General features: G+C 38.2%; 14 protein-coding genes. 7 read left to right on the top strand and 7 right to left on the bottom strand.

All coding sequences use genetic code 11. The features are described from left to right. Positions 1-47: 47 nt before the first annotated feature. Positions 48-302 (bottom strand): 30S ribosomal protein S20, encoded by a 255-nt coding sequence (gene rpsT, locus BM015_RS06575; protein ID WP_090657075.1) that lies wholly within the window; start codon positions 300-302, stop codon positions 48-50. A 214-nt stretch (positions 303-516) separates the two neighbouring features. On the opposite strand from rpsT, the gene BM015_RS06570 reads away from it, so the two are divergent. Then, entirely contained in the window at positions 517-3,315 is a 2,799-nt protein-coding gene (locus tag BM015_RS06570) for a 2-oxoglutarate dehydrogenase E1 component (protein ID WP_090656365.1), read from the top strand. A gap of 98 nt (positions 3,316-3,413) precedes the next feature. Continuing rightward, the gene (gene odhB / locus BM015_RS06565) at positions 3,414-5,021 is read left to right on the top strand and encodes a 2-oxoglutarate dehydrogenase complex dihydrolipoyllysine-residue succinyltransferase (protein WP_090656362.1); all 1,608 of its coding nucleotides are present in this window, start codon (positions 3,414-3,416) and stop codon (positions 5,019-5,021) included. Positions 5,022-5,053: 32 nt separating this feature from the next. On the opposite strand, the gene BM015_RS06560 is transcribed toward odhB, so the two are convergent. The 6 genes from BM015_RS06560 to BM015_RS06540 form a co-directional block, all read right to left on the bottom strand. Further along, positions 5,054-7,828 carry a CHAT domain-containing protein gene (locus BM015_RS06560; RefSeq protein WP_090656359.1) on the bottom strand — a complete coding sequence of 925 codons (2,775 nt, stop codon included), beginning with the start codon at positions 7,826-7,828 and terminating at the stop codon, positions 5,054-5,056. A 313-nt stretch (positions 7,829-8,141) separates the two neighbouring features. Next, positions 8,142-10,907, bottom strand: a complete 2,766-nt coding sequence (locus tag BM015_RS06555; protein WP_177191836.1) for a CHAT domain-containing protein — start codon at positions 10,905-10,907, stop codon at positions 8,142-8,144. Positions 10,908-10,972: 65 nt separating this feature from the next. Then, the gene (locus BM015_RS21525; RefSeq protein ID WP_177191835.1) at positions 10,973-11,113 is read right to left on the bottom strand and encodes a hypothetical protein; all 141 of its coding nucleotides are present in this window, start codon (positions 11,111-11,113) and stop codon (positions 10,973-10,975) included. A 48-nt stretch (positions 11,114-11,161) separates the two neighbouring features. Then, entirely contained in the window at positions 11,162-11,896 is a 735-nt protein-coding gene (locus BM015_RS06550; RefSeq protein WP_090656352.1) for a tetratricopeptide repeat protein, read from the bottom strand. Positions 11,897-11,955: 59 nt separating this feature from the next. Continuing rightward, the gene (locus tag BM015_RS06545; protein WP_177191834.1) at positions 11,956-12,522 is read right to left on the bottom strand and encodes an RNA polymerase sigma factor; all 567 of its coding nucleotides are present in this window, start codon (positions 12,520-12,522) and stop codon (positions 11,956-11,958) included. A gap of 288 nt (positions 12,523-12,810) precedes the next feature. Continuing rightward, positions 12,811-13,296: a hypothetical protein gene (locus BM015_RS06540; protein ID WP_090656346.1), complete on the bottom strand. Its 486-nt coding sequence runs from the start codon at positions 13,294-13,296 to the stop codon at positions 12,811-12,813. Between the two features lie 794 nt (positions 13,297-14,090). Here BM015_RS06540 and amaB point away from each other — a divergent pair. The 5 genes from amaB (at position 14,091) to BM015_RS06515 (ending at position 18,726) form a co-directional block, all read left to right on the top strand. Then, positions 14,091-15,611 (top strand): L-piperidine-6-carboxylate dehydrogenase, encoded by a 1,521-nt coding sequence (gene amaB, locus BM015_RS06535; protein WP_090656343.1) that lies wholly within the window; start codon positions 14,091-14,093, stop codon positions 15,609-15,611. 65 nt (positions 15,612-15,676) lie between these two features. Beyond that, entirely contained in the window at positions 15,677-16,297 is a 621-nt protein-coding gene (locus BM015_RS06530) for an energy transducer TonB (RefSeq protein ID WP_177191833.1), read from the top strand. Positions 16,298-16,415: 118 nt separating this feature from the next. Then, positions 16,416-17,210, top strand: coding sequence for a thymidylate synthase (locus tag BM015_RS06525; protein ID WP_090657073.1), 795 nt, complete (start codon positions 16,416-16,418; stop codon positions 17,208-17,210). Between the two features lie 119 nt (positions 17,211-17,329). Further along, positions 17,330-17,827: a dihydrofolate reductase gene (locus tag BM015_RS06520; protein WP_090656337.1), complete on the top strand. Its 498-nt coding sequence runs from the start codon at positions 17,330-17,332 to the stop codon at positions 17,825-17,827. Positions 17,828-17,961: 134 nt separating this feature from the next. Then, positions 17,962-18,726 (top strand): O-methyltransferase, encoded by a 765-nt coding sequence (locus BM015_RS06515; protein WP_245751268.1) that lies wholly within the window; start codon positions 17,962-17,964, stop codon positions 18,724-18,726. The last annotated feature ends 249 nt before the right edge of the window (positions 18,727-18,975 follow it).

The raw sequence follows: 18,975 nt of genomic DNA, 5'->3' as shown, positions 1-18,975 counted from the left end.
CCGCAGCAATGCGGGATTTTTATTGATATATCTTTTGCCAGCAATATTTAAGCTGTAGCTATTGCTCTCTTTGAAAGTTTGCTTTTAAGATTGCTTGCCTTGTTTTTATGAATAACACCTTTTTTTGCAAGCTTGTCAATCATAGAAACAACGGAGGGAAGCGATTCGCCGTATGCCTTTTCATCAGCAGAAGCCTTTAAATCGCGAATGGCATTACGGGTGGTTTTGCCATAATATTTGTTACGTTCCCTGCGCTTTGCTGCCTGGCGCACATCTTTCTTGGTAGCTTTATGATTTGCCATAATAATTTTTTCGGACGGCAAAGGTAAGGGATTAGCAGGTTTTATCAGCAAGTTTTTAATACTTAATTTCCTGTAAAAACATTTAAGTGCGCAGTAAAACGTGTTCTTAATTAATTTTTAACCTGTTATTTAGAAAATTAACTTCATCTATCTCCTGTTAAAATCAACGATATTTGCATTCTAAATTATAAAAAAACCTCGATAAATTGCCTCCATGAAGGATTTTTCATACATCACGAGCTCGCATCCGGCATATATTGAAAGTTTATACCAGGATTTTAGAAAGGATCCCAATAGCGTGGACCCTGAAATGAAGAAATTTTTTGAAGGATTTGATTTTGCTATTTCAAACGCCAACGGCAAACACACAAGCCCAGCCACAGGCGCTGCTGCAACTGCAGAGATTTTAATTCCTGTTGAAACAACGGAAACCTTAACCTCCAATCCTTTAGCCAAGACAGATTGGATGAAGGAAATTCGTGTTTACAGGCTTATTCTCGGCTATAGAAATAAAGGCCATCTTATTGCCGACACGAATCCTATCCGCAAACGAAAGGACCGGCATGCCAATCTCGACCTTTCTTTTTTTGGGCTCAGTGAAGCTGATCTTGACAAAACTTTCCAGGCCGGGAACCTGGTGGGTTTGGGCGAAACAACACTGCGTAATATTTTAAACCATCTTAAGGCCTGTTATGCCTCGCATGTGGGTATTGAATTTAAGTATATCAGCGATCAAAGGCAGATCGAATGGCTTACAAATGAGGTTGAAAGGAAGTTTATACATCCGCTGCCAATTGAAACCCAAAAAAGGATTCTCGAAAAGCTTAACCAGGGTGTAATGTTTGAAAAATTCCTGCATACAAAATATGTGGGGCAGAAAAGGTTTTCACTGGAAGGGGGCGAAACCACTATACCGGCGCTGGATACAATGATTCAAATTGGGGCTGAACATGGCGTTGAAGAAGTAGTAATAGGCATGGCACACCGGGGAAGATTAAATGTGCTGGCCAATATTTTAGGCAAAACGTATGAACAAATATTCAGCGAGTTTGAAGGCACGGCTAAGCTTGACCAGACTATGGGCAGCGGCGATGTGAAATACCACATGGGTTTTGGCAGCGAGGTGGAAACAAAAAATGGCAGAAAAGTTCATCTTAAATTAATGCCTAACCCATCGCACCTGGAAGCTGTTGACCCTGTTGTGGTAGGTTTTGCAAGGGCTAAGGCAGATATTTTATACAGCAGTGAGTACGATAAAATTCTTCCTATACTTATACATGGCGATGCTTCTGTCGCCGGACAGGGCATTGTATATGAAGTGATACAAATGAGCGACCTGAAAGGATATTATACGGGCGGCACCATTCATTTTGTAATCAATAACCAGATTGGCTTTACCACCGATTTTGATGATGCAAGAAGCTCAGATTATTGTACTTCTTTAGCCGGCGCCATTCAGGCGCCCGTTTTTCATGTAAACGGCGATGATCCTGAAGCTGTGGTTAAATGCGTGGAAATTGCAACACGCTACAGGCAGGAGTTTAACCAGGATATTTTTATTGATATGGTTTGTTATCGCCGTCACGGTCATAATGAAGGCGACGATCCGAAATATACACAGCCACACATGTATAAACTTATTGACGGGCATCCAAACCCAAGGGAAGTTTATACCAAATACCTGATAGAACATGGCGAGGCCGATGCGCAGGAACTTGCAAAAGGCATGGAGAAAAAGTTTTGGGAAGATTTGCAAGAACGCCTTGACGAAGTAAAGCAAAACCCTTTGCCCTATAAATACCAGCAACCGGAAGAATGGTGGCGCAGCCTGAAAAAGGCAACACCTGAAGATTTCAATGCATCGCCGGTTACTGCCGTTAGCGAGGAGCAGTTGAAATTTTTATTTGACGGGCTGATGAAATGGCCCGATGATTTCCATCCTTTAAGAAAGGTTGAAAAGCTGCTCCAGGAAAAAGTGAAATTGTTTACAAACGAAAGAAAAATTGATTGGGCCACCGGTGAATTATTAGCTTATTCATCTTTATTAACCGAAGGGAAGATTGTTCGCATGAGCGGGCAGGATGTTTGCCGCGGCACCTTCAGCCACCGTCATGCTGTGCTGCGCGATGAGAATACAGATCAGTCTTATAACCGTCTCAATCATTTTAACGAAGAGCAGAAAAAATTCTTTATCTATAATTCTTTGCTGAGTGAATATGGCGTGCTGGGTTTTGAATATGGTTATGCGCTGGCTAATCCAAATGCACTTGTTTTATGGGAAGCCCAGTTTGGCGATTTTAGTAATGGCGCCCAAACTATGATCGACCAGTTTATTGCCGGCGGCGAACAAAAATGGAACCGTATGAACGGCCTTGTAATGCTATTACCGCATGGCTATGAAGGCCAGGGCCCCGAGCATAGCAGCGGCCGCATGGAACGCTATCTTCAAATGTGCGCCCAGTTAAATATGATTGTTACGAATATTACTACGGCTGCAAACTTCTTCCACGCATTAAGGCGCCAGCTTGCATGGAATTTCCGCAAGCCACTTATTAATTTCTCTCCAAAAGCTTACCTGCGCTATCCCGGCAGTTATAGTGATATAAATGAATTTACCGAGGGTGGATTTAAAGAAGTGATTGACGATGCCGGTATTACCGATGTATCCAATGTGAAGAAAGTATTGTTCTGCAGCGGTAAATTATATTTTGAACTGGCAGAAAGAAAACAAAAAGATAACCGCAACGATATTGCGCTTATCCGTCTTGAGCAGGTTTATCCTTTGCCGGTTAAGCAATTAAATGAGTTGTATAAAAAATATAATAAGGCAGTATGGTTTTGGGTGCAGGAAGAGCCGCTTAATATGGGCGCTGCATCATTCCTTCAAATGAATTTAAAGAATATTAATTATGGCGTGATAAGCAGGAGCGCCAGTGCTTCCACAGCAAGCGGTTATGCAAAAGTGCATGCACAGGAACAGGCGCAGATAATTGATACTGCATTTAGTATTTAAAACCCTTGTCTTGAAGGTAGTTTTCGAAAATGACTAATATCTTTGAACAGTTCAAAATAAAAATATAAAATACTCCCCTTTAGGGAGACGGAGGGCTTATGATTGAAATAAAAGTTCCGGCAGTAGGAGAGTCTATCAGCGAAGTAACCTTACTAAGATGGTTGAAAAAAGATGGTGAATATGTTGACCGCGATGATGTAATAGCAGAGCTTGAAAGTGAAAAGGCAACGTTTGAAGTAAACGCTGAACAAAGCGGTGCTATAAAGCTTATTGCCAATGAAGGTGACACCCTGAATATTGGAGCTGTTCTTGCCAATATAGACGAAAAGGCAAAAGCGCCCGATGCATCATCATCAGCTACCAGTTTAAAGCGGCCCGAAGTAATTGAGCAGGCAGAAGAGCCTCAGCCAAACGAAACTGTTACAGAAAAACCTGCTGTAATTGCAGAAACCAAACCTGCAGCGGGAAAAGGTATTATTGAATTGAAGGTGCCAACGGTTGGCGAATCCATCAGCGAAGTAACTTTATTAAAATGGACAAAAAATAATGGCGACTTTGTTGACCGCGATGAAGTAATTGCTGAACTGGAAAGTGAGAAGGCAACTTTTGAATTAAATGCGGAAGAAGCGGGAGAGCTAACCCAAATTGCTAAAGAAGGCGATGTAATTAAAATAGGCGATGTGGTTGCAACGATAAATACGGATGTGGCGGCACCGGCAAAGCAGTCAACAGCTAACAGTCAACAGCCTGCTGAAAGCGTGAATCGTGAATCGTCAAACGTGAAACCTGTAACCGGTAACCAGCAATCTGTAACAGATGTAAAAGCAACTCCAGTTGCATCAGCCATTATAGCAGATAAGAAGGTAAACCCATCTGATATAAAACCTACCGGCAGTAATGGCAGGATATTAAAGAATGATGTGCTGGAAGCTTTATCCCATCCGGCAAAACAACCGTTTAAAGGCCAGGAATTAAACAGCCGCAATGAACGCCGGGAGCGTATGAGCAGCCTGCGTAAAACCATCAGCCGCCGTTTAGTTGAGTCTAAGAATACTACTGCGATGCTTACTACTTTCAATGAAGTAGATATGACACGCATTATGGAAGTTCGCAAGCAATACAAAGAGATTTTCAATAAAACACATGGCGTTAACCTTGGCTTTATGAGCTTCTTTGCAAAAGCCTGTGCTATTGCATTAAATGAATGGCCTGCCGTTAATGCTTATATTGATGGAGATGAACTGGTATATCATGATTATGCTGATATAAGTATTGCTGTGAGCACGCCACGTGGTTTAACCGTGCCGGTTATACGTAATGTGGAAAGCTTAAGCATGGCTGATATTGAAAAGAAAGTGATTGAACTGGCTGGTAAGGCGAGGGATAGCAAACTTACTGCTGAAGATTTACAGGGCGGAACGTTTACTATAACAAATGGCGGTGTGTTTGGCAGCTTAATGAGCACGCCTATTATTAATCTTCCGCAAAGCGCTATACTTGGTATGCATAAAATCCAGGAGCGGCCTGTGGCAATAAACGGGCAGGTTGTAATAAGGCCGATGATGTACCTGGCTGTTAGTTATGATCACCGCATAATTGACGGAAGAGAAAGTGTAAGCTTTTTGGTGCGTGTGAAAGAATTACTGGAAAACCCCGAACTGCTGCTGTATCCAAAAGATCCGATCAAGGCATTGCTTGAAATATAACATGTATGAAAGATTATAAAAGGGCTGAAACTTCAGCCCTTTTTTTGTAAGTTCTTTTTCCGGATATAAAATAAAAGGGATGCAACTGCAATGCCTGCAATGGCAATCCACCATATATAATTATAATTTGAAGCGTCCACATTCACCGCATTTGTATTTCCTATTAACACCATATTTGCCCAGTAATAGGGCAACAGCTTTTCTTTGCTGCTGTTTTTAATAAAATGCAGCTTTGCCTTTTGCAACGCTTCATCCTTATTCATGCCTTCGGATAAATACTGGTTGAATTTTTTTGAAATTTTATAGATGGATTCTTCATCGGCTTTCCAAAGGGTAGCTGCTATTGCCGGAATGCCCGCTGCTGCAAAGCCTCTTGCCAAACTATAAACACCTTCTCCTGTTGCATTTTTGCCAACATTCGTTTCACATGCGCTTAATAAAACCAATTGTGTTGCAGGGTTATTTAAGAGCTGCAATTCTGATAAATGAATAACCGAATCCCACATAAATAACACTGGTTCTTTACCTGAAGTGTCAGCGCTTGCATGGGAAAAAATATTGATGATTGAATAATTGGAAGCATTGGTAAAAAAATTATTTCTTGTCGCATCTTTATGCGTAAACAATAAAACATTTTTATAGAAACCTGCGCATTCCTGCATTGCAACGTCTGCATATTGAAGGGCAGGCACATGAAGATCATTTGAAAAAGATACCGGGGCAAATCCTATAAAGCTGCCTTTGGCTGCACTGTTTTTAAACTGCTGCATTAGAAGCCGTGCCGAATAAACATAATCGAAGCTGTAATTATTAATTAAAAAAGATTTGCCACTGTTGTCTGAACACAAGGCTTCAAACGGAATTAAACTATTGTCAGTGCAAATTATTATCCTGCCCTTTGGCAAATTCAAAGGTTGAAAGATTGATGTGAAAAGTGAATTAGATAAGGTGATAAAATAATTATAATTGCTGTTAAGCCGGTTTTTATCAGCGCATAATTCGCTGAATGCAGCAAGCTGGCTCTTAATATTTTTAGCTGCGGGTATTCGAAGAAAATTGATATTATCCGCTGTTATAGCCAATGCATATAAAACTGAATCGCTAAAAAAATAATGCACAAAACATTGTTTTGATTTGCTTAGAAATGTTTGTAATGTTTCAAGGCCGGGAACTTCATCGGCATATTTATATTGATAATAAAGCGGGTATTTTTGTTCCAGCGATTTTATATAATGCTCAAAATTATCTTTTGCATTTAGTAACTGCAATTGCACGTTTTGAAACGCTTTATCCTTTTCATCTAAGGCAGCAAGCTTTTGCTCAAGTTCTACAATTTTAAACTGATAACTTTCTTCTTTTTTTGTTTCCGGTTCCGGCAAATAAGCAGCGGCATTTAATTCATTGAGTTTATCGCCTAATAAAATTGCCCTGCTTTTTTCAAAAAAATAAAATGCCATCGATGGGTTTTTATCAAGATAACAGGCTTCAATCGCAATTGCGTAAAATTGATTCGTTTTGTCGCGCCAGTAGATCTTGCTTTGTTCACTTATATGTTCATGCCTTATTTGAGTGATGATGGAATCGGTAGTAAGTGCTGTTTGAAGGCAGGCCTTAAGATAAGCTGTATTTTTATTTCGATGATATTCCTCGAGCAACAGCTCTGTTTTGTTTTTCATTAAAGTTATTATCAATTCGGCCCTGTTGCCAAAAACGCTTATTTTATTGATGGGAGGATTTTGCAGAATACCTGAAACATTAAATTTTAAAGTGTTCATTGCTTTCAGATAAAGGTTTCCTGCTTCTGTTAGCTTATTTTGTTTAAAATAAGACTCCCCATAGTTTAAATAGGCAAATGATAATTTGACTGAACGATCAACAGGGTCTGTTATCTTCCCTGCATAATATAAAAACTGCTCATAGCATTTTGCGGCATTTTTATAATCGTTTAATCCGTTATAAAAATTTCCAAACTCGTTATAATCTGCGCCAATGTTTGAATAAGAAGTTGTTTTTAATCTATAGTTGATAGCTTCATTATAATAGTATTTTGCAGAATCAAATACTTTTTTGTTATTGTAAATTAACGCAAGGGTTTTATAAGCTGTTGCTAATTCAAATGCATCATTAATTTTTTTTGATGCGTTTAATGCTGTATAAGCAATGGGTAAACTTGCTTCAATATTATTTTGAAAAAATAAAGCCTGCGCCTGCATATTTAAAAAAGTTGTTTTTGCAGATGCGTTATTTTCAATTTCAGCCAAATGTGCGCCCTTTATACTTTCTTCAACAGCTTTTTGATAATCTCCTGAAGAAAAGTAAATGTTAGCTTTTGCTGTTCTGGCATCTAAGGCAAAGGTGTTGGTATCTATAAACCTGGAAGCAAGATTGATTGAACTATCATAGTTTTTTAATGCCTGTGTATAGGATAATAAAGTTTCATAAGCAGAGCCAAGGTTAAAAAAAGCATTGATGTTTAAATATGTGGATGATCCTGTATCAGAGGAGTTATTAACCTGCAGTGCTGCCTTTGTAAACTTTATTGTACTGTCATAATTGTGATTGGCAATATATTCATACTTACCTATTTTTAATAATATCCATGCATAAACAGAATCCTTATCTTTTAAAGATTTGGATACAGTTTTTTCCAGCACATAAAAATCCTTTAGTTTCTGCTTGTTAGAGATTGATGAATTATCTTCTATAGCAAAAACCTTATTTAAAATTTCAGGCTTAGACGGGCTTTGGCTCTCTAAGCCTGAAAGAAAAAAAGAAGTAAATAAGTATGCAATCAAATACCTGTACATTATCACATTAAATTGTCAGTAAAACTGGCCTAATTTAATGTAATGCCGTGCAACAGCAGAACAAATTTTTTACGAAGCTGCCCAGGAATTAAAAAGAGCCTTATTAATAAAGTTATTTGGGCTTGGTTTGTTTTGTTGTTCCTGTGGGAGCAGTTTCACTTGCTGCGCTTGCGGTAGGCTGAACTGTCACATCTTTTTTTGTTTTTGTCTTTGCCATAAAACTGGTGTTTTGATTTGATATTTGAATTTTACCTATTAGTCGTGGTTAAAACAAATAGGGCAAGCAAGTTATCAAATTTATCTGTGTATGATCTTATAAATTATTTAAAGCTTTCTTTTTAATGATGAAAGCTCCTGAGATAAGTATAAACAATAAAGCCGCCGCCAACCATAAATAAACGCCGGAGCGATTGGTTTGAAGCTGAATTGCATCTGCATTTCCAATCAGTATCATATTTGCCCAATAATAAGGCAACGTTTTTTCACTGCTATTGGCCTGTATAAAATCTAATTTGGCTTTTCGTAAAGCTTCATCCTTAGTCATTCCCTCAGATAAGTATTGATTAAGTTTTTCAGAAATAGCATAAATCGTTTGTTCATCTGCTTTCCATAAAGTTGCTGAAACCGAAGGAATGCCAGCACTTGCAAAGCCCCTTGCAAGACTGTAAATGCCTTCGCCTGTTGCCTTTTTGCCTACGTTGGTCTGACAGGCGCTTAACAAAACAAGCTTTGTTGCGGGATTGTTCAACGTTTGTAATTCTGATAAATGAATTAAGGAATCCTGCATGAAAAGCACAGGCTCATTATCTGTGGTATCAGCATAAGCATGGGAGAAAATGCTTACAACTGAATAGGAGGGTGCGTAAGAAAAAAAGTTATGGCGGCTTGCAGATGTATGGGTAAAAAGCTTATCATTGTTATAAAAAGATGCAGATGTATTTAATGCGTTTGCAGCATTTTTTAAGTCAACAACACCGAGCGATTTATTAAAAGAAACAGGAGCAAAGCCGATAAAGTTTCCCTTGGCAGGCGGGTTATTAAATTGCTTCATTAAGAAACAGGCAGAATAAGCATAGCTGAAACTATAATCATTTAACAAAAAATGTTTTCCGTTTATATCGGTGCACAAGGCGCCAAAAGGAATTACTGTATTTTCTGTACAAATTACAACCCTGCCTCCAGGCAATTGCAAAGGCTGAAATATCTTCTTATAAATTGAATTGGATAGTAAAGCAAAGCTTTGATAATTATTATTCAGCGCTTTTTTATCAGAACATAACTGCAGAAAATTGGTAAGGTCATTTTTGTTAAACTCCTGTTGTGAAAGCTTAATAAAACGGGTTTTATTGGCTGTTATTGCGAGTATATAAGTGGCAGTATCAGCAAAAAAATAATGAACAAAACTTTGATTATTTTTTGCGAGATAGGATTGAATCGCTTCTAACGTTGGAACATTATCTGCATACTTGTATTGATAATACACAGGATATTTTTGTTCAAGTGATTTGATGAATTGTTCATAATCATTCTTAATGTTTAATAGCTGTAACTGCAAAGCCTCGTGTTTTTTAGATGTATCGGATAATGCTGACATCTTTTGCTGCAGTTCAATTATCCTGATTTCATAATCTTCCTGTTTGGCTGCATCTGCTTTTGAAAGATAGGAAGCCGCATTAAGCTCATTTAATTTATCGTTGAGTAATACAGCACGGCTTTTTTCCATGAAATAAAAAGCTGCATCAGCATTGTTAGCCAGGAAACCCGCTTTAATTGCATTTGAATAAAAACCTTTTGTTTTATCGCGCCAAAATAATTTGCTCTGATTGCCGGTTTGAACATGCCGCATATTCGTTAGAAAAGTATCTGTTACGAACGCCGTTTTAACGGACGCAGACAAATATTCCTGTTTTTTAGTTTTCGAAAACAATTGCAATAAAGCTTCCATTCTGTTTCTCATGATTACCAGGGCAAGCTCTTTGGCACTGATAATATCCAGCTTTTGAGCAGTTGGAGGTTGGATATTATTTTGTTTAACAGGAATGTTAAGAAGGCTTAGCGCTTTGGTTGAATTTTTTAAAGCTTCTTTATAATTACCCTGTTCCAAATAAATTTCACCAATGTTTATTGTTGCCCTTGCAAGTGCAAAAGAATCTTCTGCTCTTTTTCCATAGGCAAGACTTTCCAAATAATATCGTTTGGCGTTACTATGATCATTTAAACTATCAAGATAAAAATTAGCATAATCGTTATAATCTGCAGCTATTTGTTCAAAGTCTTTCGTTTTAATTCGTGCTTTGATTACTTCTTTAAATAAAGAATCTGTTACATTGAAATTTCCAATTTTTTGAAAAATGCGTGCCTTTATTTTTAAGGCAGAAGCTAATTCATATACTGACTTGTTTTTTTGTGCAATGCTTATCATTAAATTAGCATCTTCAAGAGATTTATCTAATTTATTTTCATAATAAAGTGACTGTGATCGTTGCGTCAAAAGTTCGAGAAACCGGGTCGAATCCTTTTTATTAACACAGCTATATAATCCTGAAGTGCTTTCTTCAACGGCTTTTTGATAATCGCCGTTTTGAAAATAAATGTAGGCCATGTACAACTTGCACTGTATAGTGTAGTTTGTATTATTGGGGAACGTATTTATAATGGAAATAGTGCTATCAAAATATTTTAATGCTTTGTCATATAAAAGCATCCTGTAGTAATAAGCCGCAAGAGAAAAGTAACCTTTTGCAGCAAGAAGTTTTGAACTGCCCGGTTTATTGCTGGTATTTATCTTTAACGATGCTTTTGTAAAGTTGATACCAATATCGAAATCCCTGTTAATCCTAACTTCATAATATCCAATCTTAAGTAGTATGTTAGAATAAACAGAGTCAGGTTGAATTTTACATTTGTCCCAAAGCTGCTTTAGCAAATAGAACTGCTCTAATTTTTTTGCATCGTTTAGTTTTTCATCTTCTTCTATTTGAGATGCTTTACTCTGTATTTCACCTTTCGTAAGGCATTGGGCAGAAACATTAAAAGATAAAATGCATGAAAATGCTAATGAAAATAAAAGTATCCGCATGTTAATATAATTATGCATAAACCTTTATTTCATTAAGAATGCATATTAGGATAATGTAATTGTGATTACTTGGGATCTGGCGGGTCCTTTGGTTTATTGTCGCCGCTGGAAGTATTTTTTGCAATTGATGCGGTGCTGGAACCGATCCATACCAGGGCCACAAGTATGCCGCCTTCAATAATAGTTTGAACGGTAGTCTGATCCATAATTTATATTTTGGGTGTTAGCTAATCAGATCAATAAAAATCACATTGCTAAAACTTCTTCAACCATTCCTCAGCAGTTTCTTTTTCGCTTTCGTTTTCACTTACTACTTTCTGCAGTAATGTTTTGGCTGTTGCTTCATCCCCGGATTTATTTCTTTTTAATAAGGCTACGGCTTTTAAAAAATCTCCCGGGTTATAATAGAGGCCTTTCATGTTGGCCAGCGCATCAAATTGCTCAATGGCTTTATCGTAATTATTTAATTGTATATAGGTTAAACCTGTATATTTTTTAGCGTCGCTGTTAGCAGTATCCTGTTTTGCAACGCCTTCAAAATACCCTAATGCTTTGGCATAATCCTTATTCTTATAAGCTGCAATACCAAGCTGAAGGCTATCGTGGGATGCATCCATGGTTTGGCTTAAATCTATATTATTGATGTATTGAGAAGCGAGTCTTTGCGGCGAGCTTTGCATTTCAAACAGGAACATAGATGCTACCAATAGCACGCAGGCTGCCGCAGCGTACATGATCCATTTGCTTAAGGTTGATTTTTTAGAGATGGAAAAAACAGGGGCGCTTTCTTCTTCTGCTTTTAATTTCTTCCACTCCTGCTGTTTTTTTGCCAGCAATTCTTCGCGCAAAGTTTCGCGGGTAATTATATAGAAGGCAACTTCTTTGGCAAAAGCTTCATCTGTTTCGCATCTTTCTTCAAAAGCCTGTTTTTCCCCGGCATTTAATGCCTGCTGAAAGTAGGATTCAATATATTCCAGGTTGTCTGGCATAATTATTTTTTGTTTAGAGTATCTTTTTTAATAGAACTGATGCAGTAACCATATCTAAGCTAATTGAGTATTTTTTCCCTGAGCTTATCCAAACACCTCAACCGCGTGGTTTTAACTACCGCCGCTGTATTGTATGACAGGATTGCTGCAATTTCTTTATCCGTAAGGCCGTCTTCAAACATCAGTAAAAGCTTCCTGCATTTTTCTCCTATTGCATCAAGCTGCTTTCGCACTGTTGCCTTTAACTCATTGGTTATTAGCCCATCAATCACAGTTCTTGTGCTGTCCGGTAACTGGCTCATTGCATCTGCTACAGGCATTGTTTTATGCACCTGATGCTTATTAGTCGTGTTTTTTCGAATCAGGTCAATACATTTATTGGAAAAAATCTGGTACAGGTAGGTTTTTAGCGATGAGCGGCCATCAAACCGTTCATTTACAATATTATGTATAGCTGAAAGTATGGTATCGCTGTAAGCGCTAAAGCTATCATCGTTATTTAAATTGTATTTTCTGGCGCCTTCATCAATAAAATAAGCGTATTGTCTGTAAAGTATTTGTTCATACCTGGTGCGTTTTGCGTACTCACCTTTAAGGCCGTCCAGTATTTGTATATCTTGTTCCAACAAACAGAAGTTTAATTATGCTGTTATTAATAGTTATTTATATAAAGCTCAGCACTTAACCGGTTAGCTGCAGCCATAAGAAGCAATGCACGCCTCCTGCAAACAATTAGAAACCCGTTTAAACAGCCGGAAATTTATAACCATTGCAATCTTCCGGCAGATTTCCATTAGTCCTAAAATGTTGAAATGCAAGTTAATAACTGCTACTCAAAATTTTCTCATTTATTTGGTTTGTTTACAGTATTGCCTTAGCTGGCCTGGTTCGCTTTAAAACTTTTCAAACTTAATTTACAGGTAATATTTTTCATCAAGGTAAAACAGCCCGTCTGTTTTTTTCCAATACCAGAATTTGTTTTTCAAAATATAATAACTGCCTTTTAAAGAACTGCGCACATATTGCTGCGGAACATATAGCACCCGCGGTGGAATTGTTTTATAACGCGCCTGCATATTAGCCCGTTGCTGTGTTGTAAATCCTTTTGAAAGTTGCAAATTATTATAACTAATTCCGCTGTCTTCCGGCAAATTCTGTTGTGGTGTAATAAGCCTTCCATATCCATCTGCCACAATCATCACCCTTGCCGCCGCCGCCTCGTTAACCGTTTTTGCGGAATCAGCAGTTTTTGCAGAATCAATCAAAACAGGCCGGTTATTATTTTTTGTGGTTGAAGTATCAAAAGTAGTTGCCGGTGTTTTTTGTGGTACACGTTTTCTGGAACAACTTATAAGCGCAAAAAGAAAAATGCTGCAAAGAATGATAGGAAGTTTTTTCATGTTCAGTTTTTAAACAAAATATTATGCCAGATAAAACTAATATGTGCTGATAAAAAGTTTTTGTGAAAAATAAATCGGTTTGAGCTTTTCGTGAAGTTCAAATTTTTGAAATCTTCTGTCCTTCATTGTCCAAAATCCGCGAAACCGGCTGTTTGCAAAATCGCTAAAACCCAGCGTGAACTGCTTCTCTTTTTCATATTTGGAGCCAAAATCCTATTTAAAATCTTATCCGCTTAAACAGAAAATCTTTTAAAAGAAAGAAGGTTTCGGGAAGCCCCACAACAAAATTCTAATTCACATTTAATTCTAACTGCTGCCGTTTTTGTATCAACAATTAGTAAATTTTCAGCTATATATTTTAGTTATCTATTGATTGAATGATAATATCTATAGGCTATTTTAATTAGTTCAAATTCATATCTAAAATTAAATTGTAAATCAATTAATTATATAATTTAATTATTATTTTTTCAATAAATAAGTTAAGTAATGATAAAACTTGCTACCTTCTTTAAGCTGCACAAATATGTGAGCAGTTATAAAATTATATATTTTATTATAAATAATTGATAATTATATAAATATAGTAATTTATATAATTTTAATTATTAGATAAATTTTGAATTTAAATTACTGGTTATGCTTCTACCCGCTATTTTGCTTTTAAGCCGTTTATTTTTTAAAAACCTCTCTTCTTCCCGCTAAGAATAGATGCTTAAATTTGCTGCCTTAAATTGCTTTCTGTAGCCATTCGATAAAGTGGCTCAACAGCTCATCTTTAAAAAATTATTCACATGGATTTTTTACAGCAGCTCGGCATCACAACTGAAAATGCCGGCACTTCAACCGGCTCAAAAACTTTTACAGGTTCAGAAAAAAAAATAGATTCCATATCTCCGGTTGACGGAAAACTGGTTGGTAGTGTTTGGGAAACTTCACCGGAAGGTTACAGCAAGGTTTTGGAAACTGCTCAAAAAGCGTTTCTGGAATGGAGAAAAATTCCTGCGCCAAAACGCGGCGAAATTGTGCGGCAGTTTGGCGAAGCCTTGCGAAAAAACAAAGCGCCGCTTGGCAAGCTGGTGAGCTACGAAATGGGTAAAAGCCTGCAGGAAGGTTTGGGTGAAGTGCAGGAAATGATCGATATCTGCGATTTCGCTGTTGGCCTCAGCCGCCAGTTGTATGGCTTAACCATGCATAGCGAAAGGCCAGGCCACCGTATGTACGAACAATGGCATCCACTTGGTATTGTGGGAATTATTTCAGCCTTCAATTTCCCGGTTGCAGTATGGAGCTGGAATGCCGCCATTGCCTGGGTGTGCGGCAATGTTTGTATATGGAAGCCATCGCCCAAAACGCCGTTGTGCGCTGTTGCCTGCCAGCAAATAATTACCGAAGTGCTTAAAAATAACAATATGCCGGAAGGCATCAGCTGCCTGATAAATGGCGATACTATTAGCAAAACTATGTGTGAAGACGAGCGTGTTGCACTCGTTTCTTTTACCGGTTCCACAAAAATTGGGAAGATTGTGGGCGCTGCGGTGGCTTCAAGGTTAGGTAAATCAATCCTGGAACTGGGCGGCAACAATGCCATTATTGTTACCGAAGATGCTGACTTGAAAATGGTACTTACCGGCGCTGTTTTTGGCGCCGTGGGAACTGCCGGCCAACGCTGTACTACCACGCGCCGTTTAATTATTCATGAAAGTATTTACGATAAGGTAATTGAAAATCTGAAAGCTGTTTATAGCCAGTTAAAGATCGGTGATCCCCTGGAGGTTGAAAATCATGTTGGGCCTTTGATTGATAAAGCAGCCGTTGATAATTATTCAAAGGCTATTGAAAAAGCCAAATCGCAATCTGCCAAAATTATCGTGGAAGGCGGTGTGCTGGAAGGGGAAGGATTTGAAAGCGGCTGTTATGTAAAGCCCTGCATTATTGAAGCAGAAAATAACCTGGATATTGTTCAGACAGAAACTTTCGCACCTATATTATATATAATGAAATATTCCACCATTGAGGAAGCCGTTGCAAAACAAAACGGTGTGCCGCAGGGTTTGTCGTCTTCCATTTTTACCAATAACATGCGGCAGATGGAATATTTTCTGTCGGCTGAGGGAAGCGATTGCGGTATCGCCAATGTAAATATCGGCACCAGTGGAGCAGAAATAGGCGGTGCTTTTGGCGGCGAAAAAGAAACAGGCGGCGGACGGGAAAGCGGCAGCGACGCATGGAAAGCTTACATGCGCCGGCAAACAAACACTATAAATTATAGTACGCAACTGCCTTTGGCCCAGGGAATTAAGTTTACTGTTTAAAAACATATACAGTTATTTTGGTATTTATGGCATCTTGTTTGAATGAAGGCGTACTAAAAATTTATATGAAGTACACAAAATTTAAGAGTTTAGGATCGCTTGCACTGTTTTCTTTAATGATGGCCGCATGTAATTCAAACCCTTCAACTGATAAAATTGCCGATACTGCATCTATGCCGGCTTATACAACGCCGGAGCCGTCAAATTCAGCAACCGATAATTTGGGAGATACTGCCACAGCGCAAAATGGAGTAACGCCGGCTACCGGTGAAAAACCCAGGGCGGCAATAACAACTAAAAAACGTAAAGTGGTTATTGAAGCAGAAACTGCAACAAAACCCAAAAAAGTGGTGGCGGATAAAGATGGCATTTATACTTTTACTGATGTGGCGCCGGCTTTTCCGGGCGGCCAGTCTGCCATAGAAAATTACATTAATAATCAAATTGAATATCCGCAAGCTGCTTTGGATAATAATGTGGAAGGCCGTTCAGGCGTAAGTTTTGTTGTGGATGAAAATGGTAAGGTTACAGATGTGCATGCCATTGGCGCCAAAATAGGCTCTGGTTTGGATGAGGAAGCGGAAAGGGTAGTGGCTTCTATGCCTAAATGGACACCCGGAACTGTGAAAGGAAAACCGGTAAAAACAAGAATGACCTTGCCAATCGTTTTCCAGATTGAAGAATAATTTTTATTTCGGTAAGCAAAATAAAACCTCTGCACTTGCGGAGGTTTTTTAATGCACACCTTCTTCACAGCTCACTCATCACAGCTCGTAGCTCATGGCTTTCTTTTACCTTGCGCTCATGCAACAGTATCAGCAATTATTACAATTTATTTTAGATAACGGCACACAGAAAACTGACCGTACCGGCACCGGCACCATCAGCTATTTTGGCTATCAAGTGCGTTTTAATTTGAGTGAAGGCTTTCCGCTGGTAACCACTAAAAAAGTGCATTTGAAAAGTATTATTTATGAACTGCTTTGGTTTTTGCGTGGTGAAACCAATATTAAATATTTAAAAGAACATGGCGTAAGCATCTGGGATGAGTGGGCCGATGAAAACGGGGAGCTTGGCCCTGTTTATGGAAAGCAGTGGCGGAGCTGGGGGGGTGCAAACGGCGAAACGATTGACCAGGTTGCCGGTGCCATCAATCAAATAAAAAATAATCCCGATAGCCGCCGCATAATTATAAGCGCCTGGAATGTTGCTGATTTGCCTGATATGGCTTTAATGCCCTGCCATAGTTTATTCCAGTTTTATGTGGCCGATGGAAAGCTAAGTTGCCAGTTGTACCAACGCAGCGCCGATGTTTTTCTTGGCGTGCCATTCAATATTGCATCGTATGCTTTATTAACCATGATGATGGCGCAGGTTTGTAACCTGGAGGCGGGCGATTTCATTCACACCTTTGGCGATGTGCATATTTATAATAATCACATAGAGCAGGTGCAATTACAGCTTTCGCGAAAGCCCTATTCTTTGCCAACGATGAAATTAAATCCTTTGGTAAAAAATATTTTCGATTTTAAATATGAAGATTTCACGTTGGAGAATTACCAGTTTCATCCTGCTATAAAAGCGCCGGTGGCGGTGTAACATCCATTCAAACCTTTTCAAAGAGAAGGCTTTTGAGCAACTTGATTTTAATTGAACACATTAAATACTTTTGAACTTTCAAAAGCCTCCTTTCAGGGGAGGTGGGAGGGGATTTTCTTATGGTTAAAAGTTTAGTGGTAGCAGCATCAACAAATAATGCTATTGGAAAAGACAATCAACTGCTTTGGCATTTGCCAAATGATCTTAAGTTTTTGAAAAATAAAACCTGGGCAATGCCGGTTTTAATGGGCAGGAAAAGTTTTGAATCGCTTGGTAAAAAACCGTTGAAGGGAAGGGTAAATATTGTGCTCAGTTCAAGTAGATTTTTTAAAAACGATGGCATTGTGCACGTAAATAATTTAAAGAACGCTTATTTCTTTGCACAGGAAAATGATTATAAAGAAATAATGATTTTAGGCGGTGCACATGTGTATGACCAAACCATAAATGAGGCTGATAATATTTATATAACAAGGGTGCATCATGTTTTTGAAGACGCTGATGTTTTTTTTCCTGTTATTGATGAAAGCAAATGGAAACTTGTGTTTAACGAAGATCATTATAAAGATGAAAAACATGCTTACGATTACAGCTTCCAGCATTGGGTGAAAAAGTAAGCCCATTCCATAACCAGAAGAAATAAAATCACTAATTCATAAACAGCTATTAAGTTTGCGCAATCCTTAAGGGTTACACATAGCTCCCTTCAGGGCAGGGCATGTATTCTTCAGCACAACTCGCTTTTAAATATTTGAAATACTGGTTAACCGCGTCAAACGGAAGTGGCCATGGTGTACATTCCCCTTTTGTGTTTGATTTTATAAACAATGTGCTCAATGATAAACGTGAGTTTGACAGTTTTCGTTTTATTGAAAATATAAGGGCTGAATTAAAAGATAATCAGAAAGAGATAAATGTTCCTGATTTTGGCGCAGGCTCAAGAATGCAGCTAAACAATAAACGGAAAATTTCCGCCATAGCAAAATCTTCATTAAAGCCAAAAAAATTCAGCCAGCTTTTATTTCGAATCGTTCATTATTATAAGCCGCAGAGCATTCTCGAACTTGGAACATCATTGGGCATTACCACTTCATATTTATCGGCGGCTAATCCATCAGCTCAGGTTATAACAATGGAAGGTGCGCCGGAAGTGGCGGCTGTAGCTAAAAACAATTTTAAGCAATTGCATCTTTCCAATATAAAAGTTATTGAAGGCAATTTTGATGATAATCTTCCAGCGGTCATCAATCAACTTTCATCGGTTGACTTTGTTTTTATTGATGGCAACCATCGCAAAGAACCAACGCTGAATTATTTTTATGAGTTGCTTAAAATTACAGAGCGTACAACCATTCTTGTTTTTGATGATATACACTGGAGCCGCGATATGGAAGCTGCCTGGGAAGAAATAAAAGAGCATCCTTCAGTAACGCTTACCATTGATTTATTTTTTGTCGGGCTTGTTTTCTTTCGCATAGAACAAAAAATAAAACAGGATTTTGTTATACGGTTTTAAAAGAAATTATTACAACGAATGTGCTGGTTGATTTGCCTGCTGATAACAATTGCAGTTATTGCGCTTTGTTATAAAATATATTTCAATGTGCAAATTGAAATGATAGAAAAGAAAAGGCTTACACCGTGGTTTTGGTTAACGATAAGTTTGATGTGCATGGTCCCTGTGCTTCAACATTTAAAAAACACTTCAGCTATTATCCTGGCAACCCGTGCCAATGCTGCTTTATGCATATTTTATTCCTGCATT

This window comes from Parafilimonas terrae, assembly GCF_900115755.1.
Taxonomy (GTDB): Bacteria; Bacteroidota; Bacteroidia; order Chitinophagales; family Chitinophagaceae; genus Parafilimonas; species Parafilimonas terrae.
This window is presented reverse-complemented; position numbering and strand designations above follow the sequence as displayed.

Coding starts and splice junctions, on each gene's coding strand:
- rpsT (WP_090657075.1), bottom strand. CDS start 302: ATGGCAAATCATAAAGCTACCAAGAAAGATGTGCGCCAGGCAGCAAAG.
- BM015_RS06570 (WP_090656365.1), top strand. CDS start 517: ATGAAGGATTTTTCATACATCACGAGCTCGCATCCGGCATATATTGAA.
- odhB (WP_090656362.1), top strand. CDS start 3,414: ATGATTGAAATAAAAGTTCCGGCAGTAGGAGAGTCTATCAGCGAAGTA.
- BM015_RS06560 (WP_090656359.1), bottom strand. CDS start 7,828: ATGTACAGGTATTTGATTGCATACTTATTTACTTCTTTTTTTCTTTCA.
- BM015_RS06555 (WP_177191836.1), bottom strand. CDS start 10,907: ATGCGGATACTTTTATTTTCATTAGCATTTTCATGCATTTTATCTTTT.
- BM015_RS21525 (WP_177191835.1), bottom strand. CDS start 11,113: ATGGATCAGACTACCGTTCAAACTATTATTGAAGGCGGCATACTTGTG.
- BM015_RS06550 (WP_090656352.1), bottom strand. CDS start 11,896: ATGCCAGACAACCTGGAATATATTGAATCCTACTTTCAGCAGGCATTA.
- BM015_RS06540 (WP_090656346.1), bottom strand. CDS start 13,296: ATGAAAAAACTTCCTATCATTCTTTGCAGCATTTTTCTTTTTGCGCTT.
- amaB (WP_090656343.1), top strand. CDS start 14,091: ATGGATTTTTTACAGCAGCTCGGCATCACAACTGAAAATGCCGGCACT.
- BM015_RS06530 (WP_177191833.1), top strand. CDS start 15,677: ATGAAGTACACAAAATTTAAGAGTTTAGGATCGCTTGCACTGTTTTCT.
- BM015_RS06525 (WP_090657073.1), top strand. CDS start 16,416: ATGCAACAGTATCAGCAATTATTACAATTTATTTTAGATAACGGCACA.
- BM015_RS06520 (WP_090656337.1), top strand. CDS start 17,330: ATGGTTAAAAGTTTAGTGGTAGCAGCATCAACAAATAATGCTATTGGA.